The following is a 25,718-nucleotide window of genomic DNA, read 5'->3' as shown; positions in this document are numbered from 1 at the left end:
AGCAAAAATCCTACTTCACTTTTTCAGAATAATAAAGTTTTAAAATAGAGTCTAATTTCTTTTCGCCCTTTAACACTTGCTGCACAGTAGTTTTAATGTTATTTGGCAACAAAGATTCCAAAGGCTGCGGAACGTTTTTTAAGTTTTTAAAAGATTTAGCCAATTTAGAATCCCATTCTTTATGAAAATTTAGAAGATCATCGGGATATACTGTTGTTCGTAAAGTCCCTTCATTTTTAGCTTTAAAGGCTTCGCTCACATTTAAATAGCCATAATCATCGGTTAATTCTTCTCCCGGCAGTATGTCCCTAACAGCAATTTCAAAATCGTAGGCCGTAGAAACGCAATTAGAATTAAAACTGTGATTTACATATTTTGCCGTATCCCAACACATCACATAATTCCCTTTATTGTTCCGAAATGTGAATTTATCTATCATCTCCTGAGTAAATGGTAACATTTTAGCTACTTGCGCTGGAGTATAAACCTGATCTAATTCATCCTGCACCCAGGTAATAGTTCCCTCAGGAATTAATTTGGTAGCCACGATTCCGTAACCAATTTCTTCACTTATAAATCTAACCTCTGTGTCTGGATGTATCATATAGCGATTATAACTAAACGAATTTAAGTATAATAAGCACTGAAAGATTTCAAAAATTAGTTAAAATATTTCTAAGGCAGAACGGATGGAATTATATACTTTTTGGAGCTCTTCTTGCGAGATTACATAAGGCGCAAGAATATAGATGGTATTTCCTAGAGGTCTCAAAAACACTCCATTTTCCATAAAATGCTGAAAGAGTTTATTTCTTAGGTTGCCATATCGCTCCATTTCCACATTCAGTTCAACAGCGAGGATTACGCCCAATTGTCGTGGGTTTGTAACTTTTGGATGATCTTTGATTTCTTTCAAAAATCCAGCGTGCGATTGAATCACTTCCTGAATATTTTGCTGAATCTCTTCTGAATTTAATAATTCTATTCCTGCCAAAGCAGCTGTACAAGCCAATGGATTTGCAGTATATGTATGGCCATGAAATAAGCCTTTTGAAATGTCTTCAGAATAAAAAGCATCATATATTTTCATGGAACAAGACGTAATGGCCATGGGAAGTAGTCCTGCCGTTAAAGCCTTAGACATGCAAATAATATCGGGTTGCTCTTCCATATATTCTGAGGCAAAATTCTTTCCGGTTTTTCCAAAGCCTGTCATCACCTCATCTGCCACGGTAATAATCTCATTTTCTCGGCAAATTTTTAAAATTGTGTTTAAACCGGTTGCATCATGCATTTTCATCGCTGCAGCTCCTTGTACTAAAGGCTCATAAATGAAACCTGCTATGGCTTGCTCTTTTATTAAATTCCTTAATTGCTGAAAAACTTCATTATTATTCTCTCCATTCGGAGTTGGGATTCGAACCACTTCCAAAAAATGATCTTCGAAAGCACCATTGTAAACCGAAAGTCCTGAAACCGACATGGCACCAAAAGTATCTCCATGAAAGCCTTCTTCGAAAGCTAGCATCACTTTCCTGTTGTTCCCCAGATTAAAATGATATTGCAAGGCCATTTTGATCCCAATTTCAGTAGCGGTAGAACCATTATCGCTGAAAAATAATTTTTCCTGATTCGCCGGTAAAATTTTTATCAAAGCCTCAGAAAGCTTTATTGCAGGTTCGTGTGTAAATCCGCTAAAAACCACTTGATCCAATTGTTGCATTTGTTTAGCAACTTTATCTGTTATAAACGAATTGCAATGCCCATACATAGATGTGTACCAACTGGAAATTCCGTCTATGTATTCCTTCCCATGCTCATCCCATAATTTTACGCCTTTTGCCTTTGCTATTGCAAGGGTCTCTGGAGAAGTTTTATGCTGAGTTAAGGGATGCCAAAGGTGTTTTTTGTCTCTTTCAGATAATGTCATTCTTTAATGTTTTGGATATGTTTTTTATAGAGATTTTTTGCTGAATGTACCGATCCTTCCTCTGTAACTTGATTTTAAAATACAGCCGTAATAGCTTTTTATTACATGATTTTCAAGAGTGCTTATCGAAAACCTACACCTCTCTCCCGATAATTATCGAGACGCTCGAGGGGACAGTACGTTGTCTGATCGAGCGGAGTCGAGACCTCTGTGAACCTTATTATTTAAGGGACTGAAGTTTATCTCGAAAAATATCTGCATATTCCTTGATCACATTTCGATCAAAATATGGCTCATTGTCGATTCTCCCTATAAATTTGACACCTGTCATTTCCAAAATCACTTTTTCGGTACTTTCATTTTCATCTCCGTTAAAAATAATTCCTGCAACTTCGAAGCCTTTATTTTTTAGCACTTCAATAGTTAGCAACGTATGATTAATACTGCCCAAATAATGTCTAGAGACCAGAATAATTTTATCTGTAGGCAAAATAAGATCTGCTATAGTTTCTTTTAAATTCATTGGCACCAACAAACCACCTGCTCCTTCAATAACAAGATCTTTAGAAGTTTCCGGACGTTTTATTTGTTTGCTGTTAAGCTTCACTCCGTCTATTTCTGCTGCTGCATGCGGACTCATGGGTGTATTCAGCTTAATAGCTTCCGGATAGAAAAAACTTTCTTCGTTAGAAATCAGGTTTTCGACCTTTTTTGAATCGCTATTTTCTAAATCTCCTGCCTGGATAGGTTTCCAGTAATCTGCTTTTAAGGATTCTGTAATGATTGCCGATGCGATAGATTTTCCAACATCTGTCCCTATCCCCGTTATAAAATAAGTGTTATTCATTTAAATTAAATTTTTGTTTACAGGTTTCACACCTGTATTCGTAGCGTGTGTAAATTGGTAAAGCAGAAGTTAAAAAAGAAAACAGAAAAAAGAACATTGATTTAAAACCTCTAACATTAGTGAAAAGTTCCACTTTTGATCTACCACATATTGGGCACTCAATTTCTTGCCCATTATCATCTAAAGAATATTCGCTAATGCTGTTTAAGATCTCCAAAGCCTTATCCTCGTCTTCCCGCCAAACCTTCAGTTTTACTCCTCCAATCGCATGGCTTACTAAAGGATCTGTATCTACTGTGAACTGATCGTATAAAAAAAACTTCGATCCCTTCTGCCTCTAATCTCGATTTGATTATTTGTGCTTCTGAAGAGTATTGAAAAACGGCTATTTTAGAGAAGGTCTCTTTCATTTTATAAAAGTAGCCAATAGTTCTAGAACATCCCTTATCTCCTCTTTTGAATTAAAACTATGCAAGCAAAATCGAAGTCTTTCTGCTCCTTTTGGCACTGTAGGACTTAAAATAGGCTTTACATTAACACCTTTATTCTGAATTTTATCTGCTATATTTTTAACCTCATCATTTCCGGAAACTATACAACAATGTATCGCAGAATTGCTATTTATAAAATACTGCTGAAGTTTAAATCTTTGTATTTCTGTCATAAAAAACTCTATGTTCTCTTGAAGTTGTTTTAATTTTGAAATTTTTGAGGCTTCCAGCATCTCCAAAGCTTCATAAGAAGCAATAATAGCAGCTATGGAATGTGGCGAAAGTGCCGTGGTGTAAATAAAACTTCTGCAGAAATTCACTAAATACTGCACAAGCAAATCGCTTCCTAAAATTACCGCCCCATGAACTCCAAGTGCTTTTCCAAAAGTGACAATTCTAGCGAATATTCTTTTCTCCAATCCTAAATCCTGAACCAATCCTCTGCCGTTCTCACCAAAGACTCCAACCGCATGCGCTTCATCTATCACTAAATGATAATTCCCCTTTTCAGTAAAATTCACAAAAGCCTTTATGTCTGGACTATCGCCATCCATAGAAAACACTGATTCGGTAATAATGTAAACTTCAGAATTTGATTCCTTAATAATTAAGCTCAGCTTTTTCTGAAGATCCTCAACATCATTGTGCTTGAATTTATAAGCTTTTGCATTGCTCATCCTAATTCCATCCCGAATGGAAGCATGTACCAATTCATCATAAAAAATGAAATCTCCTTTTTGGGGAATGGCAGAGAAAAAACCAATATTGGCGTCGTAACCCGAATTAAAGATCAGCGCTTTTTCAGCATTATGAAAATCGGCGATTTGCTTTTCTGCAAGGGAATATAATTTATGATTTCCTGAAAGTAATCTCGAACCGGTTGCTCCATTTAATAGCATTCCATGCTTTTCTAGAATTTTTTGGGTTCTAGAGAATATTTCTGAATTGCCTGCTAATCCCAAATAATCGTTAGAAGCAAAATCTATTAAATTATTGGAAGAACCCAATTCTCTAAAGGCATTTTGGTGCTTTCTTTCGAGGAGTTTTTTCTCTAATTTTAATGGAAATTTATGCATCGCGCTAAATTACAACATTCATAAATCTAAAAAATATGGAATTGCTAGAATTTAGTATTCGGGTTGGTTTAGCAGCACTTGCAGGATTATTGATTGGTGCGGAGCGGGAAATAAGAGGTAAAAGTGCCGGACTTAAAACAAACGCCTTAGTAGCGTTGGGCGCCAGTGTATTTGTATTGGCTTCTTTAACTTTTAAAGGGGAGGAATTTGTAGACATCACTCGAGTTCTAGGGCAAGTAGTAAGTGGGATAGGGTTTATTGGCGCGGGTACGATCCTTCAGCAAAAAGGAAGTATAAAAGGCTTAACCACAGCCGCAACAATTTGGTGTAGCGCCGGTGCAGGTTGTCTCGCAGCTTTAGAAATGTATAAAGAGTTAGCGGTAATCTGTGTGATTATAATCTCTATAAACTATACTTTCGGAGTTTTGGAGCGAAAATTACTTCAGAAGAAAAATAAAAATTAGCAAAGAAATTATTTTGCCGGGTTTTTCTTGATGAGTTTCCTTTCCTTTTTCTCGCGTTTCTTTAATTCCTCTACATCTTCACTTTTTAATTCCTGAGTGGCTTTATTGTATTTACCATCCATATCGTCCATAATAGAATCCTTCCACAATTTTACTCCGGAAAAATAACTAGCCCTTCCTATTAAATGGCCGCTAATAGGTGCTGTAAGTAGAATAAAAAGGATAATTGCTAATATTCTAGTAGCGATCGAAAAATCCTGAAAATGAATGGCAGCGGCAATAAGCAACAATCCAATCCCCAAAGTAGCAGCTTTTGTAGTAACCGATATTCTTAAGTAAGCATCCGGCATTCTTAAAAGGCCAATACTCGCTAACAAAATAAAGATAGCTCCAGAAAGTGAGAATATTGCAACAAGAATATCTGTCATTTTTTATTTCTTTTTTGAATATAATACGAAAATGCGACTGTCCCCAAAAATGCAATAAGCGCCAAAATCATTGCGACATCTAAAAAAGATGGCCTATTGGTTAGAATGCTATATCCGGCAATAAATCCAATTCCTGTAGTAACAATAAGATCTAAAGCTATAATTCTATCTACTATACTTGGACCTATTAAAAACCTCCATAGAATTAGCAGTACCGAAATCGATAAGATAGGAACTACGATGTAAAAAATAAACTCGTGTAATGTCATCTTAATATTTCTAGTATACGTTTTTCGAATCCGTTCTTGATACTATGTATGAATTTCTCTTTAGAAGTTATGTACATAGAATGCACATATAACACCTTACGATCGTCTGAAACATCTAAACTTAACGTACCAGGAGTAAGGGTTATCATATTTGCAAGAAGTGTAATCTCCACATTCGTTTTGGCTGAAAGCGGAATTTTCACAATTCCGGGGCTCATGTTATAATGAGGTGTCATTACCTCGTAAGCTACCTGTACATTTGCCTTAACAAGTTCATATAGGAAGAAAAATATAAAAGCGATCACTTTTGGCAAGATCTTAAAATACTTTGCATTTCCTGAGCCTGTAGTAATCATTCTCATCGTGAAGAAACTAAAAGCGAATCCAAACAAATAATTGGCAAGTGTGAACTCTCCTGTAAGAGCCACCCAAATACCCATTAAAATTATGTTGGATAAAAATCTATTCTTCATGACCTATAATTTGCTCTTTTCCCAAAACCGATTCAATGTACTGGTTATTATCTATCAGCTCGCTTGCTACTCTGGTTGATACTTGCTGAATATGCTCTGCACCAAATCCAATATACAAAGATACCAATGATAAAAATATCATAGGCGTTATCATCTGAGCTTTCTAATTGTTTTTAATTTATCGAAATACCTAAAATTCAGTCGTACCGGTAATTCCTTCTTGTCCTTCCAAATAACTGCAGCCCAAACCTTTGCTACAACTATAAGTGTCATTAAACTTGCAAAGATAATAGCTCCTACAACCCACCATTGTTCAGCTTCGAAACCAGCAATTACCAATGAAATTTTTGGCCAAAAACCAGATAATGGAGGAATCCCAACTAGTGAGAATAAGGGAATTGCTATCAATAGACTTAATTTTGGATAATCTGCATACAATCCTCCTAGATCCCTAATACTATTTGTTCCACGGATTCTAAATATTAAACCCCCAACCATAAAAAGATTCGTTTTTACAATAATATCATGGATTAGATAAAATATAGTTCCTGCGATGGCGACTTCAGTAAAAAGACCCAACCCGGCTATCATATATCCAATATGACAAATAATGAGGTAAGAGAATACTTTTCTAATATTATTCTGAACCAATGCACCTAAGGCACCACTAAATAAAGTAAGTACAGCAACAATTAAAATAATGTTCTCTAAAAACAGATCGTCCACAAATATCAAAGTGAATACCCGGATAAGTGCATAAACCCCAACTTTAGTCAATAAGCCTCCAAATATTGCTGCTATTGCAGAAGGTGGAGTATGATAGGAATCCGGCAACCAAAAATACAGCGGAAAAACCGCTGCTTTAATTCCGAAGGCGACCAGAAATAAAATCGCGGTGATTTCTACCAATCCACGATTATCTATTGCCGCAATCTTTATGGCAAGGTCTGCCATATTAAGCGATCCTGTAAGACCGTATAGTACTGCAATGGCGGTAAGAAAAATCATGGAAGCCAAAATATTAAGGGTAAAATATTTTACTGAACCTTCTAATTGTGCTTTTTCACCTCCAAGGGTAATAAGTACAAAAGAGGAGATTATAATAATTTCAAACCAAACATATAAATTAAAAATATCACCTGTTAAAAATGCTCCATTCAGCCCTAATAATAGAAAATGAAAGATCGGGAAATAGCCAAATTTTAATCTCGCTGCTACTACTGAAGCAGATGAAAAACTAGACACAGCTAGTCCCGAAATTGCGGTTAACAGAACCATCGTGGCCGAAAAAGTATCGGCTACAAAGATGATCCCAAAGGGTGGTTTCCAATTTCCAGCCTGAACAATTTGAGTTCCATTTTCCCAGATATAGCTGAATAACCAAATAGAAACTCCAACATTAATAAGGCTTCCAATGATACTGATTACACGCTGCCATGAAATTTTTGTCCAACAAAACATCAAAACGATGCTTAAAAACATTTGAAGCAATAGGGGGTATAGTACTAGCTGTTGTGTCATGAATCTTTATCTATTGCGTTCATTTCATCTAAATCGTCTGTTTTAACCACCTTGTAAGCTCTTTTCACCAAAATAATTGCAAAAGACTGCAATCCAAAACTAATTACAATTGCGGTTAATATAAGTGCTTGCGGAACAGGATCAGCGTAAACAGATTGAAAAACATCTGAATCTGCCGGAATAATCGGTGGGCTTCCTTTTACCACTCTTCCGAGTAGAAATATGAGCAAATTTGCCCCATTCCCTAAAATAATAATTCCGAGAATTAGCTTAACAAGACTTCTACGTAAAATCATGTAAATTCCTGCAGCATATAAAATTCCGATCATTATCGCTAAAAGTACTTCCATAGTTTAAGCAGATTCTGAAATTGTAAATATTATAGTTAAGGTTACCCCTACAACCACTAAGTAAACGCCTAAATCAAAAAACAAGGCGGAACCCAAGGAACCTAAAACCGGTAAATGATCTGGGTACCATAAGCCTGTCATAAATGGCAGATCAAAAAGAATCACTGGTGTAACACCGGCTAAAAACGCTAAAGCTAAACCTATCGGCATTAAAAAGCCGGATGCATTCTAAGCAGTTCTTTGGTGTTATCTAATCCTCGAGCAAAGGAATGCAGCACAAAGGCGATAGATGCTATCAAACCACCTACAAAGCCTCCTCCTGGAGAGTAATGCCCTCTTAGCAGTATAAATATTGAAAACAACAGCAATACCGGCAAAAGGTATGTGGATGCTGTTCTTAAAATTATTGTTTTCATGACTATTCGTTTTTATCTATTTCAGAAGCAATTATCGCTGATCAGATTTTTTCAATCTTAACTTCAGCAAAGCAAAAACTCCAATTGCCGCAATTGCCAATACAGAAATTTCTATCATTGTATCTGCCCCTCTAAAATCAACTAAAATAACGTTCACCACATTCTTCCCATGTGCCGTCAAATAAGCATTCTGAGCGTAATAATCGCTTACCTCACTACTTATTGGTTCTGCCAGAACCTCCAAAATCAGTAATGTGATTATCGTACCAAAAGTTAAAGAAAGAACTCCGTCCCGAATCCTCATTCTATAGTCTGACAACTTTAAATACTTTGGTAATTTATAAAGTACCAGTACAAAAAGTATCACCGTAAGCGTGTCTATAGAAAACTGAGTCATTGCAAGATCTGGTGCACTATAAATTACAAATAAGATACAAATTGCATATCCAATAATACCCATTGCAGCAACCGCAGCCAATCTAGATCGTGTAAACACCGTATATCCAATAGCAATGAGCATTACAAGAGAAGTAGATGCTTCATACACTGTAATGGGTGAAAAAGAGTTGAAATCTACAGAATATGTGGCTGTTCTAAACAATGCATAACCTATCAGCACGATTGTGAACACCATTATTGTAGAAACATAGTTTCTTAAATATCCATTCTGAAAAAGATTGGTCCAATCGTTAGAAAACCTATAGAAGAAAGACCATGAGTTGGTGATTATAGTTTGTGGAGAAAACTTTTCAAATTTTTGAATCCAAATTTTAAGCTTGTTTGATGGCTGAAGCGTAAAATATAAAACTGTACCTAAAGCAATTGTTATCACACTTAGTAATAAAATGATATTGAAGCCGTGAAATAATTTTAAATGAATCTCACCACTATTTAAGCCCATAGAACTAACCATCGGTTTAACTAGGGACCTTCAATTAGCCCAGGGAAAATTCCAAAAACAACACAAGCGAGAGCCAATAACAGCGGCGGCAGCCACATTAAAAAACTAGGCATTTTAGTGTTTTGAAATCTCTCGGGTAAAGCTCCCGTAAACGGTTTTATTCCAGCAACAAAGCCAGCATAAAGCAACAATATTTTTGTGATCACAATTAATCCCATCAATAAGATCGCCATATTCTCAAAATGGAAAGTAGATTCATATGTGAGTTCTTTTCCTATAAATCCAATTGTAGGAGGAATACCCGCACTGGAAAGTGCCGCTAAAAATCCTGCAATTGCCACCGGAAATAACACTTTTCTTAATCCGCGCAAAATGGTAGTATTTCTAGTGCCGGCTTGGTGGTCTATAATTCCGGTAACGAGGAATAAAGTAGCCTTATATAGCGCATGAACGATGATAAAAACCGCTGCTGCTGTTAGTGCTTCAGAAGTACCTTGGCCTATTAAAAACACCAAAATTCCTAATGCTGAAATTGTTGAATAAGCTAAAATTCCTTTTAGATCTGTTCTAAAAAGGGTATGAATTGCCGAATAAACCATTGTGATTGCTCCAACAATAATTAAGCTGGTATTCCAAAATTCATGATCTCCCAACACAGGAGTCATCCTCATTAGAAGATAGATTCCAGCCTTTACCATCGTTGCAGAGTGCAAATAGGTAGAAACAGGAGTTGGGGCTTTCATCGCTCCCGGTAACCAGAAGTGAAATGGGAATTGTGCCGACTTTGTAAATGCTGCTCCGAAAACAAGGAGTACGATTAAAATATAGTAGGGATTCGACGCGATCTCCGGATTCATTGTTAGCATTTCAGCAATGCTATAAGTTCCGGTAATAGAACCCAAAAACAAGGCTCCAACCAATAAAGAAAGGCCGCCAATTCCGGTTATCGCTAAAGCTATTAAGGCCGATTTTCTGGATTCTGGGTTGGTGTTATTAAATCCAATTAAGAAAAAAGAGGTGATGCTTGTTAATTCCCAAAAAACAAAAAGAGAAATGAGATTATCTGAAAGCACAAGACCAAGCATTGCAGCCATGAACATACTTAGATACCCATAAAACCGATCTAAATATTTATGATTCTTTAAATATGCTGAAGTATATACAAACACCAGAAAACCAATTCCGGTAATCATTAATGAAAACAGAAGGGAGAGTCCGTCCAAGGTAAACCCAAGGTTTACTCCGAAAGCCGGAATCCAAGAATGGAATTCAGAGATTACTTCTCCATTGGAGATTTGCCCTATAAACTGAGTAAAATATAAAAATAGCGCCAATGGCACCCCTGCCGCCAGAATAGAAAATTTCCCTTTAAAAAATTTCCCGGTAAGAACCAGGAATAAAGAAAATACAAACCCTAAAAGTATGGCTGAAAGCATAGATAACTTTAAAATTCAATTTAATGCAAATATAATAGTTATTATCGAGGAATAGGAGCGAGGAATTTAGTTTAATAATTAATTACTTAGATTTTTATTTTCCCTATTTTAGGGGCTAAATCAACAATCCGCTATGCCAAAATTCATTTTTTTTCTTTCTAATTACAGCTTTCTCTTTTGCACAAATTAATAGCTACGAAATTTCTTTCGAGAATGCGATTCATCACGAAGCAAAAGTAAAAATCAGTTTTCCAAATGTAAAATCACATGAACTTGTAGTTTCTATGAGCAGGTCGTCACCGGGAAGATATGCCATCCATGAATTTGCAAAAAATGTATATGGCTTTCATGCTACAAATAGCAAAGGAGAGAAATTGATGGTGACCAGAAAAGATCCTTATTCCTGGAATGTTTCAGGGCATGATGGCACTGTGAATATAGAATACCTTCTTTTTGCAAATCGCGCAGATGGCACCTATTCTCAAATAGACAACACCCACGCGCATTTAAATATGCCGGCTACTTTTATGTATGCCGAAGAATTGGAACATAGGCCTATAGAAATAACTTTCAACGCTCCCGAGAATTCCAACTGGAAAGTTGCAACCCAACTCAAACCGATAAAGGAAAACACTTTTATGGCTCCAGATCTTTATTATTTCATGGATAGCCCAACCGAATTAAGTAATTTCAGCTTAATAGAGTTTAAAATGGATGGGGAAAATATTCGTTTTGCATTACATCATAATGGAACAGATGCCGAATTTGACACCTACTTCGATCAGGTAAAACGTATTGTAGAACAGGAAAGGCAAGTGTTTGGCGAACTACCGGAATTCGACTATGGAACGTACACTTTTATCGCCTGTTATCTTCCAAATGTATCCGGAGATGGGATGGAACACAGAAATAGCACAATCTTAACGGATACTGATGCCTTAGCCGATGGCGGAATGAAGGGGAATATAGGGACGGTTTCTCATGAGTTTTTTCACGCATGGAATGTAGAGCGAATTAGACCATTCGATTTAGAACCTTTCAATTTTTCTAAAGCAAACATGTCTGGTTCTCTTTGGTTCGCTGAAGGATTTACGAGTTATTATACCAACCTTATCCTTCACAGAGCAAATATTTTGACTGCAGAAGAATACGTGAAGAGTTTAAATGGTACGTTTAACTATGTTTGGAATTCACCTGCACATCAATTTTTCAACCCAATAGAGATGAGCTATCAAGCTCCTTTTGTAGATGCTGCAACTTCTGTAGATCCAGTGAATAGAGAAAACACCTTTATCTCCTATTATTCCTACGGAAGCGTTCTTGGATTGGCTTTAGATCTGGAATTAAGAAACAACGGATTAAACCTAGACGATTTTATGAAGCAGGTTTGGAATACCTTCGGAAAAACAGAGGTTTCATATACTATCGAAGATCTGCATGAAAGCCTGAAAAACTATGCAGGTGCAGAGATTGCAAATAATTTCTTCGGAAACTATATTTATGAAAGCGACATGCCAAAGTATACTGAGCTTTTTAAAACTGTAGGATTAAAATTAAGCCAAGATGATGAAAAAGGATATTTTGGAGCATCACTGAAAGCAAATGAAAATAAAGTTCAAATAAGCAGCAATCCAAAAATTGGAAGCCCAGCTTATAATGCGAATTTAAACAGCGGAGATATCATCACTTCCGTAAATGGAAAACCTATATCCTCTACAAAAGGATGGGAAACCATAATGAATGAAAGTAAACCGGGAACAGCACTAGAACTTTCTTTTATAAGACACGCCAAAGAGGAAAACACAAAAGTGACACTTTCTAAAGATCCTGCATACACCATTAGTATTGATGAAAATGCCGATAAAAAAGCTCAAAAAGCAAGAGAAGCATGGTTGGCAACGAAGTAGAAAGGTAAAATCCCTCGACAATCCTGACAGTTATTGTGACTAGATTATAATCTGCCGCCGTATTTCGAATAGTTAAATCTGGAGAGATCCTTCGACAGGCTCAGGATGACATTGAATTGTCACATTGAGCTTATCGAAATGTGAAGAAAATTACAAAGTGCTTTTCAACTAGACATTTCGGTTTATCTGTCATCTCGACGAAAGCAGGGCTCTCCAATTAATATGATCCTGTTTCATTAAGATCCTTCGACAGGCTCAGGATGACATTAGGCTGTCACATTGAGCCTGTCGAAATGTGGCCTTCTGGATACTTTAAATTATATGGAACAAAAAAAAAGCCTGTTGAAATTCAACAGGCTTTTTAAATATAATTTTATAAATAATTAAATCTCTTCAGAAATTTAATCCTCAAATAGGGATTAATCAGCTAATAAGATCGCTTTGTTATCTTTCATTTCCAATACACCACCTTTAATAGGGTAGAAAAGTACATTATTAGCTTCTTTTCTAAAAGCTGAAGGAAGTTTCTTAAGCATTTCAGGAGTTGCCGAAGCTAGATCTATCTTTACTTCTCCTTCTACCAAAAGTGAAACAATTGCAGCATGATGATTTAACATCTGAAATTCACCATCCATTCCAGGAACTCTAACTGACACTACTTCTGCACCAAATACAACTGCTTCCGGAGTAACTATTTCTAAATACATATTCTTTTTAGTATTGAGTATTGAGTATTGAGTAATTAGCTTTGGAGTTAATTCTCACTACTAATAGCTCACTTCTCAAGACTATTTTACGATTCAGCCAACATTTTTTCTCCAGCCTCAATAGCTTCTTCAATAGAACCTTTAAGGTTAAATGCAGCTTCCGGGTATTTATCTAATTCTCCATCCATGATCATGTTAAATCCTTTGATGGTTTCCTTAATATCTACCAATACTCCTTTTAATCCTGTAAACTGTTCAGCTACGTGGAAAGGTTGAGATAAGAAACGCTGTACACGTCTAGCTCTATATACTGCTTGCTTATCTTCTTCAGAAAGTTCTTCCATCCCAAGAATAGCAATAATATCTTGTAATTCTTTATAACGCTGTAATAACTCTTTTACTCTTTGTGCACAATTGTAATGCTCATCACCTAAAACAGCAGCAGTTAGAATTCTTGAAGTAGAATCCAAAGGATCTACCGCAGGATAAATACCTAGCTCAGCAATCTTACGAGAAAGTACCGTTGTTGCATCTAAGTGAGCAAACGTTGTTGCCGGTGCTGGATCTGTTAAATCATCTGCAGGAACGTAAACCGCCTGTACAGATGTAATAGATCCGTTTTTAGTTGAAGTAATACGCTCTTGCATCGCTCCCATCTCTGTTGCTAACGTAGGTTGGTATCCTACCGCAGATGGCATACGTCCAAGAAGTGCAGAAACTTCAGATCCTGCTTGTGTAAAACGGAAGATGTTATCTACGAAGAAAAGTACATCTTTTCCTTGTCCATCTCCTGCTCCATCACGGAAAAATTCAGCAATAGTAAGTCCAGAAAGCGCAACACGTGCACGTGCTCCTGGTGGCTCATTCATTTGTCCAAATACGAAAGTTGCTTTAGAATCTTTCAAAGCAGCTTTATCTACTTTAGACAGATCCCATCCACCTTCTTCCATAGAGTGCATGAATTCGTCTCCATATTTAATAATACCAGACTCCAACATCTCTCTTAAAAGGTCATTTCCTTCACGAGTTCTTTCTCCAACTCCAGCAAATACTGAAAGTCCACCGTGACCTTTTGCAATATTGTTAATTAATTCTTGAATTAATACGGTTTTACCAACTCCGGCTCCACCAAATAAACCAATTTTACCACCTTTTGCGTAAGGCTCGATTAGATCTATTACTTTAATTCCTGTATATAATACTTCTGTAGATACAGATAAGTCTTCAAATTTTGGAGAATCACGGTGAATTGGCAAACCAGCTTCACCTGCTTTTGGCAATACATCCAATCCATCAATAGGATCACCAATAACGTTGAATAAACGTCCGTAAACATCTTTTCCTATTGGCATTTGTATTGGCGCTCCAGTTGCAACAACTTCTACACCTCTACTTAATCCATCTGTAGAATCCATAGATACAGTTCTTACCGTATTTTCACCAATATGTGATTGTACTTCAAGAACCAAAAGAGTACCATCTTTTTTGGTAATTTCTAGGGAATCGTAAATATTTGGCAAATCAGCGTTATCTGTGTTGAAAACTACATCAACTACAGGGCCTATAATTTGTGCAACTTTACCTGTGATTTTAGACATTATCTAATTCTTTATGTTTAATATTGAAATCTTCAAAAAATGTTCGATAAATAGAATTTATCTAAACCTATTTTCAGGCTGCAAATATAGTTTTTTCTTTATAAAATCATATAGCCTTATACACAACTTTTTTTTGCTGAATCTAATTTTATTGAAATTGGGTAATCTTATTTCCAAGAAAGGCCTTCAAAAATGCATAATTTACTGGAAACCAATAATTTTTTCAGTTAATAAAAAAAGCTCTTTACCAATTTATGATAAAGAGCTTTTTTAGAGAATTGATTTTTCTGAAGGATTACATCCTTAGTTATTAAAGGTAATTGATGCGTAATATTGCTGACCAATATGCCCTGTTCCAAAAGCGGTAAAATATTCATTCCCGCCAATATTAGTTGCTCCCAACTTGAAAACAGATTTAATAGAAGGCACTTTATAATTCACTTGGGCATCTACTACAGAATACGCAGGAACTTTACCGTCTCCAAACGTACCTTGCCATAGATAAGTATCACTCCATCTATAGTTTACATTGAAACCAAAATTGGTAAATACCTCTGTATTCCCAAAGGAAATTTTCACCTTATGTTTTGGTGTATTAAAGCTGGTTCTAAAGTCCGGCGCAGAGGACTGGTCAAAATCTTCTTCGGAATAGGTGTAATTTCCATCCAAATCGTAATTTCCAAACACCTTAGTTCCCAAGCCAAAAGTTGCTCCATAAGATTTCACATCTGCTGAAGAATTGGTATAGGTTTGATAAGCCTTGAAATCATTTTGCCGTAAGGCCAATAAGGAAAGAGAATTATCTCCAACTTCCCCATAAAAAGGCACCAATACCGTTTCATTGGAAATGAAATCCTTGTAAATATTATAATATGCGTTTACATCAATAATTACTTTTCCAGTTCTCCCACGATACCCAACTTCAAGAGCAGTTACTTTTTCCGGCTTAACGATCTCTACATCAGATTTAGCAGGAGCTCCAGTTAACACTGAATTTAATGAAAAAGAATTTTCATAAGCTGCTCTACCAAGAATGTCAACAGTTTGACTACCCGTAACTCCAGCGCCAACCCCACTTAACGTAAAGGTTCTAACATCTCTATCTAAATTAGATTCAGCCGATCCTACTAAAATAGCTCTTCCGGCATCTAAACCAATAAATAGATCCTGAGTTGTTGGATATCTAAATCCTGTTTGTACAGAGGCTCTTAAATTATGAGATCTTTCGGCTCCTGCAGTATAGCCTACAGAAAGTCTTGGAGAGAAGTTCCCATCAAATAATTCAGATTTATCATATCTAATAGAACCTGTCAACTTCAATCTTTCTTCCATTAATTTTTTCTGAATTTGGGTATAGATACCATATTCAGAATATTTTATCGGACCATCTATATCAGTAAAAATTGTTCCGAAGGAATTCAGCTTATATTGTCTATAAGATCCTCCAACCTGGATATCGGCAAAATCTTGAGTAATATGAGAAAAGTTATAATTGGCATCTACATGCCTTAATTGAGTTGCATCCTGGAATTTAGATCCTGTTAGAAGATCTGGATCCTTGATTACTTGATCAAAAGCATTTTGAAATTCCGCTGTCCCGGGAATAAATCTTCCTGTATCAGCTGTTTGTCTGGCCAAGGCATGCGCCTCAGCTTCAGAAAGCCCCCCAAGGGTTCCTTGCAAGAAAGCTCCTGTATATTGCCCAAACCATTGCTGATCTGATTTCCAGAACCTGTTTATATTGACAGCCGTAAATCGCGTGTCATAGGAATCACCTGCATCTTCATCGGTTATATATCCTCTCACAAAGAAGTTATCATTACTTACTTCTATTTTATGCTGCTGTAAAAAGAAATCTTTTAAAGCATATCTACTAGCTCCTTGGTAGATGGTAGAACCAATTCCGACTTTTCCTAAATAACTTATTTCAAAATCATCTGCAAAAGGCCTGTAATGAAGCGCTGCATCAAATTTTATACTTTCTGCCTTATAATCGGTAAGACTAGTTTCGGCATAACCTGTTCTTGTTACATTTTGATTAGGAATTAAACTTACCGCCTCAGCAGGAATCTGGCCTGCAGCAGCTAAAGATTGAGCTACACCTCTAATATTTACAAAAAAATCATCCCCGTAAGTATTTAATCCATCATAGTTAGGATCTGCTCTTGTGTTTCCGGGATCTAACACATCTACCTCACTATCGGCATACCAATCTGTTCCTTTTAAATAAGAGAAGTTTGCTTTGGCTGCAAATTTATCTGAAAATTTGTGGGCAACACGAACACCAAGATCGTAAACCGGGTTTGTTCCTGCGGCATCCTGAGATGTAACACCTTGCTTATAATAAGCGCTTATTCCCGGAAAATCGAATGGGCTTTTACTGGTCATGAATAAAATTCCATTAAAGGCATTCGCACCGTATAGTGCTGAAGAAGCTCCTGGAAGAAGTTCGACACTATTTACATCCAGTTCAGTCATACCCAATAAATTTCCAAGAACAAAATTAAGAGCTGGAGAAGAATTATCCATTCCGTCTACCAATTGCACGAATCTGGTATTTGCAAAAGTTGCAAAACCACGGGTATTCACAGATTGAAAAGTTAAACTGCTCGTGTTAATATCTACTCCCTTAAGGTTTTCTAATCCCGCATAAAAAGTAGCAGCTGTAGTGTTTTTGATTTCCTTAATCCCAAAACGCTCTACAGTAACCGGAGATTCAAAAATTCTTTCTGGAGTTCTGGATGCAGAAACCACTATTTCATCTAAATCATTTCCTTCCAACAAAGTGACATCTACAATCTGGTTTGAAGAAGTTATTGGAACCCGAACGGTTTCGAAACCAACACTACTAATTTGGAGGGTAAATGGAGGATCCTGAGAAACGGTAAGACTAAAGTTTCCATCTAAATCTGAAACGGTTCCTTCAGAGAGTTCGGGTACTAGGATATTAGCACCTAAAACCGGTGAGTTATTGTTATCTACAATACGTCCCGTCACCGTGGTTTGGGCGTAAGTAGCAATACAACACAAAAAAAAAGATAACAGTGAATGATTTTTTCATATTCTGATTTTAAGGTGATTATATTAACAATTTAGTCAATAAAACACCTTAAAATCAGGATACTATAATAATCTATTAACAGGATTGTTAACTATTCTACAGTCACAGATTTAGCCAAGTTTCTTGGCTGATCTACATTTTTACCAAGCATCACTGCAATATGGTAAGAAAGCAATTGCATTGGGATAGTAGTTAATAATGGAGTTAAGGACTCTATGGTGTCTGGTACTTCAATTACGTAATCTGCAAGTTCTTTTACAGCTTCATCCCCTTCAGTAACAATCCCAATAATCTTTCCTTTCCTAGATTTTATCTCCTGAATATTACTCACCACTTTTTCGTAATGCCCCATCTTGGTAGCAATTACCACAACCGGCATCTGTTCATCTATCAAGGCAATAGGTCCATGCTTCATTTCTGCAGCAGGATATCCTTCCGCGTGGATATAAGATATTTCCTTTAGCTTCAAAGCTCCTTCTAAAGCAACAGGAAAATTATATCCTCTACCTAAATAAAGGCAGTTTGTAGCTTCTTTATATTTAAAAGCAATTTCTTTTGTGTGCTCGTTTGTGGTTTCTAAAACTTTAGCAATTTTAGCCGGAATTGCTTCTAATTGCTGTAGATGATGTCTAAAGTCGGTATCAGAAATTGTTCCTCTATGTTTCGCTAATTTTAACGCCATTAAAGTAAGCACCGTAATTTGCGTAGTAAAAGCCTTGGTGGAAGCAACTCCGATTTCCGGACCTGCATGAGTATAAGCTCCTGCATGAGTTTCTCGAGAAATTGAAGAACCTACAACATTACAAACTCCAAATACAAAGGCGCCCTTTTCTTTAGCAAGCTTTATAGCGGCCATAGTATCTGCCGTTTCTCCACTTTGAGAAATAGCAATTACCACATCATTTTCATATATAACAGGGTTTCTATATCTAAATTCTGAAGCATATTCAACCTCTACAGGGATTCTAGCAAGATCCTCAAAAATATATTCCGCCACTAGACCTGCATGCCATGAAGTTCCACAAGCAACAATAAGAATTCTTTTGGCTTTAGAAATACGCTCAATATTATCATCGACCCCAGCCATTCTAATAATGCCTTCATCTACTAACATTCGACCTCTGTAGGTGTCCGTAATAGCGTTAGGCTGCTCATAGATCTCCTTCAGCATAAAATGCTCGTATCCTCCTTTTTCGATTTGCTCTAAATTCAGTTGCAATTCCTGAATATATGGATCTACTAAAGAGTCATCATGTATTTTCCTTACTTTAATTTCTTTACCAAGTCTTACCACAGCCATTTCTCCATCTTCCAGATAAATAGCATTATTTGTAAACTCAATAAATGGAGAAGCATCGGATGCTATAAAAAATTCATTTTCTCCAATTCCGATTGCCAATGGACTCCCTAAACGGGCAACCACAAGCTCATTTTCTTTTCTTTTATCAAAAACAGTAATTGCGTAAGCACCGATTGTCTGGTTAAGGGCTATTTGAACAGCTTTCCCTAACATCACATCTTCATTGATCATTACATCTTCAATAAGGTTTACCAATACTTCTGTATCGGTGTCAGTTTGAAATGTATAACCTCTTTTTATCAACTCCTTTTTTAGAGAAGAATAATTTTCTATAATCCCATTATGGATTATCACCAAATTTCCAGAATTAGAGTAATGCGGGTGTGAATTCACGTCATTTGGAACACCGTGGGTAGCCCATCTTGTATGACCAATTCCAATATTTCCTTTGGTAGAAGTCGTAGAATTAAATTTAGTTTCAAGATCTGCTACTTTCCCCTTTGTCTTACAAAGATTAAGTTCATTTCCATCAAATAGAGCGATTCCAGCACTGTCGTAACCTCTATATTCTAATCTATGTAACCCTTTTAATACTATAGGATAAGCTTCTCTATGCCCTATATAACCTACAATTCCACACATATTCTAATTGTTTGATTCTGTATAATAAATATTGAATTTTAATCTTTTATCTACATCAGAAGATAAGTTCCCGTGCAACACGGTTCCTTCCGGAGATATAACCGATGCTCTTGGAACTCTAGTAATACTATCTACTGCAGTTTTTAAAGCTGAACTTCTAACTAAATTAATATTTTGAGTAACCACCAATCCCAATCTTACATTGGTTGAATCGTTATTTAAAATATTCTTCACATGCTCGGTAATTCTAATTTTATAGCTAACGCCCGCTCCATTTTCATCTCTTTCCAATCTACTTGAATGTGATGTAATGGAATTTAAAGGGTTTTCATTATTTAAGGTAGGATCTATTAAATAATCGAACAATTGCTCGTTGGTTTTTAAATTGTATAAGTAAATCCTTTCCGGTTCAGATTCCCCACTTTGCACTCTGTCTTGATCTACAAAGAAAGTCAAGTTTGCCTCGTTGATCAACCAGTTATTAGCTCTTAATTCTGCCAGTTCTACTTCATCTTCGAACAATTCGATTAGAGAAACCACACCTTCACCTCCTTTTAAAAACAATTTTTCAGCTCCTGCTTCAGCATTTGTTTCAGTAATTTCTGAAGCCATTCCCGATGGAAAATCTTGAGAAAATGCATTTACAGTATTTGGTCCAAAATTTAACTTATAGGAAGCAGGCTGTCCTATCATTTCAGTAGTGTCTCCATCTCCGTCAGAATCTGAAGCATCCACAATTTGAGAGTTATAGTATATAGTAATCCCCGCCTCTGAATTAGCAAAATTTAGCAACAACATATTACCATTGGAATTAATAGGTTCAGCTTTAAAATAAAGTCCTCTAATAAAATTATTAAAATTATTATTATTTGAAAGTTCTAAGGAACCTTGCTTATTGATAATATTGTCTTGAAAAAATTGTACCGGTAAATTCGCTCTAAGTCTTGGAGTAGCGCGTACTGTATCCAGCTCATTTTGCTCATTGAATTCAGCGTAAATCACCTCTTCTTCTGATGGCGAAAAACTCTCATTCGTATACAAAGGAGCTCCAATTAAGTTATTTTCAAAAGCAGGCCCTTGATCTGAATAATATTTTTGAACCGATGCGAAATCTGCTTCCGGATCAAAGTTATTAAGGAAAAAATTAGATCTGCTAACCGTCAATTTATATGGAGAATTACCAAAAATAGAATCCAATTCATAAATTGTATTTCCATCTTCACCTGCTTCTAATGCAGTGCTAAAATATGGAAGTGTAATCACAACGCTATCTACCACAGGATCTGTCCCGAATTGCGGATTTATTGTACTTAAAGATAATTGAGTTAAAACATTTGCTACTTGCTGCCCATAAACAGGATCATTATAAACCCCTAATAAATTTGCAGGCAGTCCATTGGTTTGAACTGGACCAATCTTCTTACTATACCCAGTTACACCGGCCTCATACAATGGAATGGAATCAAATTGACCAACTAGTCTACCACCAATGGTATTAAAATCGTCATCACATGAGATAAATGCCAAAACCAATAGCAATGCTATTGGTGCTAAGCGTGCTCTTTTCAAAAAAATCATTCGGTATAAATTACTTATTGTGATAATACTTGAGTGTCGTAAAAATCTTGGTACGCTGTAGAAAATTCCTCCGGTGTCTTGTAATCTAAAACCGGTTTTTCTTGCTTCTTTAAGTATTTTGATAATTCGGCAGGGATATTATCTCCACCAATTATTACTGCATCAGAATTATCTATTGCAGTCTTCATCAAATTAACATAGGTTGGTTTTTTCAAATGCTTAACATTATCATTTTCCAACCCATCAAAAAGAATTTTCTTGTGCATGTTCGTATCTAACGACTCATCAAAACTTTGATTGTATACAGATGTAACAATTTTTGCGCCAGAAAATAATGGCTCGTTTCCGTAGTAGTTTCTTAGATATAATGGCAATAATGAAGATAGCCACCCATGAACATGTATAATATCTGGAGACCAATTTAATTTCTTAACAGTTTCTATTACTCCTTTCGCGAAGAAAATTGCACGTTCATCATTGTCCGGAAATAAATTTCCGTCCTCGTCTGTAAGTGTTGCTTTCCTTTTAAAATAATCTTCGTTATCTATAAAATAAACCTGCATCCGCTCTTTCGGGATAGATGCAACCTTAATAATTAATGGCATATCTAAATCATCTATCACCAAATTCATCCCAGACAATCGAATCACTTCATGCAATTGATGCCTTCTTTCATTGATGTTGCCGTAACGTGGCATAAAAATCCTGATTTGTCCCCCTAAACCATTGACCATTCTGGCAGCTTCAAAAGACATAGATGATATATCGGTTTCGGGCAAGTAAGGTATAACTTCAGATGATACGTATAATATCCTCTTATCTTTCATAAATATTTTGCTTTTGCGAATAAAAAACACGCAAAATTACAAAATTTTATGCAGTTTGCCCGTAATATATTAAGTTTGCACGCTGTTAATTTTATAATAAAATGCAGATTATTAAAGAGAAAGCCGCCTTAACAGAGGTAATTTCTAAATTAAAATCCAAAAATTCTAGCATAGGATTCGTGCCTACAATGGGCGCGTTGCATGAAGGGCACTTATCTTTAGTTAGACAAGCCGCTACAATTTGTGATGTGGTGGTGGTTAGTATTTTTATTAATCCTACACAGTTCGACAACACAACAGATCTAGATAATTACCCTAGAACACTAGATTCTGACACGCAAAAGCTAGCAGAATTAAACCTAAACCTAATTATATTCGCTCCAACAGCTACCGAACTCTACAATAATAAAATAGAATCTGAACATTTTCAATTTGACGGTTTGGAATATGAAATGGAAGGGAAATATAGAAACGGACATTTTGACGGAGTTGGGACAGTTGTAAAAAAACTTTTTGAGATCGTAGAGCCCGACAAAGCATTTTTTGGGGAAAAAGATTACCAGCAGTTACAAATAATAAAAAAACTTGTTGCGCAACACAAAATTCCTGTAGAAGTTATAGGATGCCCCATTTATCGAGAAAACAACGGATTAGCAAGGAGTTCCCGAAATGAACGACTAAGCCCCAAAACCCGACTTGAAGCATCGTTTATTCACGAAACGCTTTTAAAAGTTAAAGATAAATTTGGCACAGAAAGTGCAAATCAGATATCACAGTGGGTAGAAAAAGAATTTAAGGCTCACCCATATTTTAAATTGGAGTATTTTGAGATTGCAGATAGTGAAACATTAAAACCGGCAACAAATACTATTGCAAGCAGGACTTTTCGTGCATTTATCGCTGTATATTCTGAAAACGTTAGGCTCATAGACAACATAGCCTTAAATTATTAAACAAATTGTATGTTAATTCACGTAGTAAAATCTAAAATTCATCGCGTAAAATGCACCGGCGCCGATCTTAATTATATTGGAAGTATTACCATAGATCAAGATCTTATGGATGCTGCTAATATTATTGAAGGTGAGAAAGTCCAAATTGTAAACAATAATAATGGAGAGCGTATAGAAACCTATGCCATCCCAGGTCCAAGAAATTCTGGTGAAATCACTCTTAACGGTGCTGCCGCAAGAAGAGTTGCAAAAGGGGATATTCTTATTCTTATTACCTATGCCATTATGGAGCTAGAGGAAGCTAAGTCTTTTAAACCTGCATTGGTTTTTCCAAATGAAGAAAATAATCTCTTAAATTAATTCTTGAAGAAAACCACCATCAAAATTTTAAAAATCATACTCCCGCTTTTGTTGGGAGTTTTTTTGATCTGGTTTTCAATTAGAAATTCAACTCCTTTAGAGAGGGAAGAACTCTTAGAAAATATTAAATCTGCAAATCCCATTTTTATACTTATCTCTCTCATTTGCGGATTACTCTCTCATCTTTCTAGAGCTTATAGATGGAAATTTCTTCTCGAACCCTTAGGATATAAACCCCAATTCGCAAACAGCTTTATGGCTGTAATGGTAGCCTATCTTGCAAATTTTGGAGTTCCCAGATCCGGTGAGGTGCTTAGAGGGGTCACAATTTCTAGCTATGAGAATATCCCTTTTGAAAAGGCATTCGGAACTATTATTTCTGAAAGAATTGCCGATTTCATAATGCTGCTTTTAGTAATCACTGCAGCATGATTCTTCAAACAGAATATCTTCTGGCTTATTTTGAAGAAAGCAATATCAATCCATTTATTACGATTGCGATTCTCTTGGGGCTCTTAGCCGTAGGCGTTTTTGTTTTAAATTTAATTAGAAATTCTAAAATTAAAATCTTCAAAAAAATAAAAAAATTCGCGAAGGGTCTTTTGGAAGGAATGCGAAGTATTTTGAAAATGAAGCAAAAAGGAGCTTTCCTATTTCACACCCTCTTTATTTGGCTCATGTATATTTGCATGTTCTATGCTTTAATATTTACGGTTCCAGAAACTTCCGGTCTTCCATTCGGGGTAGTATTATTAGCTTTTGTAGTTGGTTCTTTTGCTATTTCGGCAACAAATGGCGGAATTGGCGTGTATCCTATAGCAATTGGAGCAAGTCTTATGCTTTTTGGAATTAGCAAACAGGGCGGGGAAGCCTTTGGCTGGATCACGTGGGGAACCCAGACATTACTCATAATTATCGTTGGCGGACTCTCCTTCTTATTCCTTCCAATTTATAACCGTAAAAAATAAAAAGCTATCTTGTGCGGGACAATTAAAACTTGACCTATGTACAAAAAATTACTTTTAATTTGTCTGTTTATTGCCCCTAACCTATTTACAGCACAAACCGTTTACAAATCTTTAAAGTCTTCAAAACTAGGCGAAGAAAGACAGTTAAAAATTCAGCTTCCTAGAAATTACGACAATAACAAAGAGAAATCTTATCCCGTACTTATCGTTCTAGACGGAGATTATTTATTTGAACCTGTTGCAGGGAACGTAGATTTTTACTCTTATTGGGAGGATATTCCAGAAATGATCGTTGTTGGAATTAATCAAAATAGCACTCGAGATTCAGATGCTTTTTACGACGATCAGCGATTTCTACCTTCAGAAACAGGAGCTAAATTCTTTGAATTTATAGGCATGGAATTAATGACCTATTTAGATTCTCAATATCGCACTGCTCCTTTTAGAGTAATTGTTGGGCATGATTATACTTCAAATTTCATCAACTATTATTTGCTTAAAGAAAATCCGCTTTTTCAAGGTTATATAAACATAAGTCCAGATTTGGCTCCAGAAATGGCCGATAGGATTGCAGCTGCACTCACTAAATCTGAAAGTAAGATCTGGTATTATCTCGCAACTGCAGAAGAGGATATTCCATCCTTAAAAGAGGATATTATAAGCTTCGATAATCAATTGAAGAATATCAAAAATGAAAATCTAAAGTATAATTTCGACAATTTCCCACAAGGATCTCACTATACTTTGGCTGGAAATGCCATTCCAAAAGCCATAGAGCAAATCTTCGAAGTATATAGGCCTATTTCTATTTTCGATTATAACCGAACTCTTTTACAAACTTCGGTTTCATCTTATGACTATTTAGTTGAAAAATATGAGTCTATCCAAACCTTATTTCATGTTAATAAGCAAATAAGATTAAACGATTTTATGGCGGTATACAATGCGATTGAAAAGACCGAAAAATGGGAAGAATTACATGATCTTTCCAAACTTGCAGAAAAGCACTATCCAAAAACCATGCTTGCACCTTATTTTGAAGCTAGATTCGAAGAAGAAACGGGAAGCCCTAAAAAAGCAATGCGCAGTTACCAAAAGGGTTACGGCTTGGAACCTATTTCTTTTTTAAATACGGATTTTATGCTTGGGAAAGCAGACAAAATCAAGCAGGATTTCGGATATTAACCGCTTTAAAACAAAAATTAAATTTATATC

22 protein-coding genes and 3 pseudogenes are annotated in these 25,718 nt (G+C 36.0%); 8 read left to right on the top strand and 17 right to left on the bottom strand.

The annotated features are described in order from the left end of the window. Positions 1-10: 10 nt before the first annotated feature. The 3 genes from ON07_RS01310 to bioD form a co-directional block, all read right to left on the bottom strand. Complete coding sequence (locus ON07_RS01310) at positions 11-604, bottom strand: SET domain-containing protein (protein WP_010227559.1); 594 nt, start codon at positions 602-604, stop codon at positions 11-13. 60 nt (positions 605-664) lie between these two features. After that, on the bottom strand, positions 665-1,930 hold the full coding sequence (bioA, locus tag ON07_RS01305) for an adenosylmethionine--8-amino-7-oxononanoate transaminase (protein WP_010227557.1): 1,266 nt from the start codon (positions 1,928-1,930) through the stop codon (positions 665-667). Positions 1,931-2,150: 220 nt separating this feature from the next. Further along, positions 2,151-2,777: a dethiobiotin synthase gene (bioD, locus tag ON07_RS01300; protein ID WP_010227555.1), complete on the bottom strand. Its 627-nt coding sequence runs from the start codon at positions 2,775-2,777 to the stop codon at positions 2,151-2,153. Positions 2,778-2,896: 119 nt separating this feature from the next. Between bioD and ON07_RS17560 the strand changes: the two genes are divergently transcribed. Beyond that, a complete protein-coding gene (locus ON07_RS17560; RefSeq protein ID WP_155807110.1) occupies positions 2,897-3,082 on the top strand; it encodes a hypothetical protein in 186 nt (61 codons plus the stop codon). A gap of 101 nt (positions 3,083-3,183) precedes the next feature. Here the strand turns inward: ON07_RS17560 and ON07_RS01290 are convergent, their stop codons facing one another. Further along, positions 3,184-4,344 (bottom strand): aminotransferase class I/II-fold pyridoxal phosphate-dependent enzyme, encoded by a 1,161-nt coding sequence (locus ON07_RS01290; RefSeq protein ID WP_010227553.1) that lies wholly within the window; start codon positions 4,342-4,344, stop codon positions 3,184-3,186. 35 nt (positions 4,345-4,379) lie between these two features. Here ON07_RS01290 and ON07_RS01285 point away from each other — a divergent pair, with 35 nt between their 5' ends. Beyond that, positions 4,380-4,808, top strand: a complete 429-nt coding sequence (locus ON07_RS01285; protein WP_010227551.1) for an MgtC/SapB family protein — start codon at positions 4,380-4,382, stop codon at positions 4,806-4,808. 8 nt (positions 4,809-4,816) lie between these two features. Here the strand turns inward: ON07_RS01285 and mnhG are convergent, their stop codons facing one another. The 7 genes and pseudogenes from mnhG to ON07_RS14095 form a co-directional block, all read right to left on the bottom strand. Then, positions 4,817-5,236 carry a monovalent cation/H(+) antiporter subunit G gene (mnhG, locus tag ON07_RS01280; RefSeq protein ID WP_010227550.1) on the bottom strand — a complete coding sequence of 140 codons (420 nt, stop codon included), beginning with the start codon at positions 5,234-5,236 and terminating at the stop codon, positions 4,817-4,819. Then, positions 5,233-5,505 (bottom strand): cation:proton antiporter, encoded by a 273-nt coding sequence (locus ON07_RS01275; protein ID WP_010227549.1) that lies wholly within the window; start codon positions 5,503-5,505, stop codon positions 5,233-5,235. The genes mnhG and ON07_RS01275 overlap by 4 nt, the downstream gene beginning before the upstream one ends. Then, positions 5,502-5,978, bottom strand: coding sequence for a Na+/H+ antiporter subunit E (locus tag ON07_RS01270; protein ID WP_010227548.1), 477 nt, complete (start codon positions 5,976-5,978; stop codon positions 5,502-5,504). Before ON07_RS01270 ends, ON07_RS01275 begins: the two co-directional genes overlap by 4 nt. Next, a pseudogene (locus tag ON07_RS14105) lies at positions 5,968-7,499 on the bottom strand (proton-conducting transporter transmembrane domain-containing protein). Before ON07_RS14105 ends, ON07_RS01270 begins: the two are co-directional and overlap by 11 nt. Beyond that, a complete protein-coding gene (locus ON07_RS01260) occupies positions 7,496-7,849 on the bottom strand; it encodes a Na+/H+ antiporter subunit C (protein WP_010227545.1) in 354 nt (117 codons plus the stop codon). Before ON07_RS01260 ends, ON07_RS14105 begins: the two are co-directional and overlap by 4 nt. Positions 7,850-7,852: 3 nt before the next feature. Then, positions 7,853-8,265 (bottom strand): annotated as a pseudogene (locus ON07_RS14100) (Na+/H+ antiporter subunit B). Between the two features lie 31 nt (positions 8,266-8,296). Then, positions 8,297-10,602, bottom strand: a pseudogene (locus ON07_RS14095) (putative monovalent cation/H+ antiporter subunit A). A gap of 161 nt (positions 10,603-10,763) precedes the next feature. Here ON07_RS14095 and ON07_RS01245 point away from each other — a divergent pair. Then, positions 10,764-12,509, top strand: a complete 1,746-nt coding sequence (locus ON07_RS01245; protein WP_029331303.1) for a M61 family metallopeptidase — start codon at positions 10,764-10,766, stop codon at positions 12,507-12,509. A 419-nt stretch (positions 12,510-12,928) separates the two neighbouring features. Here the strand turns inward: ON07_RS01245 and ON07_RS01240 are convergent, their stop codons facing one another. The 6 genes from ON07_RS01240 to ON07_RS01215 form a co-directional block, all read right to left on the bottom strand. Next, the gene (locus ON07_RS01240) at positions 12,929-13,216 is read right to left on the bottom strand and encodes a FoF1 ATP synthase subunit delta/epsilon (protein WP_010227543.1); all 288 of its coding nucleotides are present in this window, start codon (positions 13,214-13,216) and stop codon (positions 12,929-12,931) included. A gap of 86 nt (positions 13,217-13,302) precedes the next feature. Beyond that, entirely contained in the window at positions 13,303-14,814 is a 1,512-nt protein-coding gene (gene atpD, locus ON07_RS01235; RefSeq protein ID WP_010227541.1) for a F0F1 ATP synthase subunit beta, read from the bottom strand. A 303-nt stretch (positions 14,815-15,117) separates the two neighbouring features. Next, positions 15,118-17,811 (bottom strand): TonB-dependent receptor, encoded by a 2,694-nt coding sequence (locus tag ON07_RS01230; protein ID WP_010227539.1) that lies wholly within the window; start codon positions 17,809-17,811, stop codon positions 15,118-15,120. Between the two features lie 155 nt (positions 17,812-17,966). Beyond that, the gene (gene glmS / locus ON07_RS01225; protein ID WP_010227537.1) at positions 17,967-19,817 is read right to left on the bottom strand and encodes a glutamine--fructose-6-phosphate transaminase (isomerizing); all 1,851 of its coding nucleotides are present in this window, start codon (positions 19,815-19,817) and stop codon (positions 17,967-17,969) included. Positions 19,818-19,820: 3 nt separating this feature from the next. Continuing rightward, the gene (locus tag ON07_RS01220; protein ID WP_010227535.1) at positions 19,821-21,395 is read right to left on the bottom strand and encodes a DUF4270 domain-containing protein; all 1,575 of its coding nucleotides are present in this window, start codon (positions 21,393-21,395) and stop codon (positions 19,821-19,823) included. A 14-nt stretch (positions 21,396-21,409) separates the two neighbouring features. Beyond that, a complete protein-coding gene (locus ON07_RS01215; protein WP_010227533.1) occupies positions 21,410-22,222 on the bottom strand; it encodes a glycogen/starch synthase in 813 nt (270 codons plus the stop codon). A gap of 101 nt (positions 22,223-22,323) precedes the next feature. On the opposite strand from ON07_RS01215, the gene panC reads away from it, so the two are divergent. The 5 genes from panC to ON07_RS01195 are packed head-to-tail and all read left to right on the top strand — an operon-like array spanning position 22,324 to position 25,688. Beyond that, complete coding sequence (gene panC / locus ON07_RS01210) at positions 22,324-23,175, top strand: pantoate--beta-alanine ligase (protein ID WP_010227531.1); 852 nt, start codon at positions 22,324-22,326, stop codon at positions 23,173-23,175. Positions 23,176-23,184: 9 nt separating this feature from the next. Then, on the top strand, positions 23,185-23,535 hold the full coding sequence (gene panD, locus ON07_RS01205) for an aspartate 1-decarboxylase (RefSeq protein ID WP_010227529.1): 351 nt from the start codon (positions 23,185-23,187) through the stop codon (positions 23,533-23,535). 48 nt (positions 23,536-23,583) lie between these two features. Beyond that, positions 23,584-23,967, top strand: coding sequence for a lysylphosphatidylglycerol synthase transmembrane domain-containing protein (locus tag ON07_RS17555; protein ID WP_316928054.1), 384 nt, complete (start codon positions 23,584-23,586; stop codon positions 23,965-23,967). Next, positions 23,964-24,503, top strand: coding sequence for a lysylphosphatidylglycerol synthase domain-containing protein (locus ON07_RS17550; RefSeq protein ID WP_316928053.1), 540 nt, complete (start codon positions 23,964-23,966; stop codon positions 24,501-24,503). Before ON07_RS17555 ends, ON07_RS17550 begins: the two co-directional genes overlap by 4 nt. A 36-nt stretch (positions 24,504-24,539) precedes the next feature. Next, positions 24,540-25,688, top strand: coding sequence for an alpha/beta hydrolase (locus tag ON07_RS01195; RefSeq protein ID WP_010227527.1), 1,149 nt, complete (start codon positions 24,540-24,542; stop codon positions 25,686-25,688). The last annotated feature ends 30 nt before the right edge of the window (positions 25,689-25,718 follow it).

This window comes from Gillisia marina (assembly GCF_000258765.1).
Taxonomy (GTDB): domain Bacteria; phylum Bacteroidota; class Bacteroidia; order Flavobacteriales; family Flavobacteriaceae; genus Gillisia; species Gillisia marina.
The sequence above is the reverse complement of the archived record's forward strand: the minus strand, read 5'-3'. Positions and strand labels throughout refer to the sequence as shown.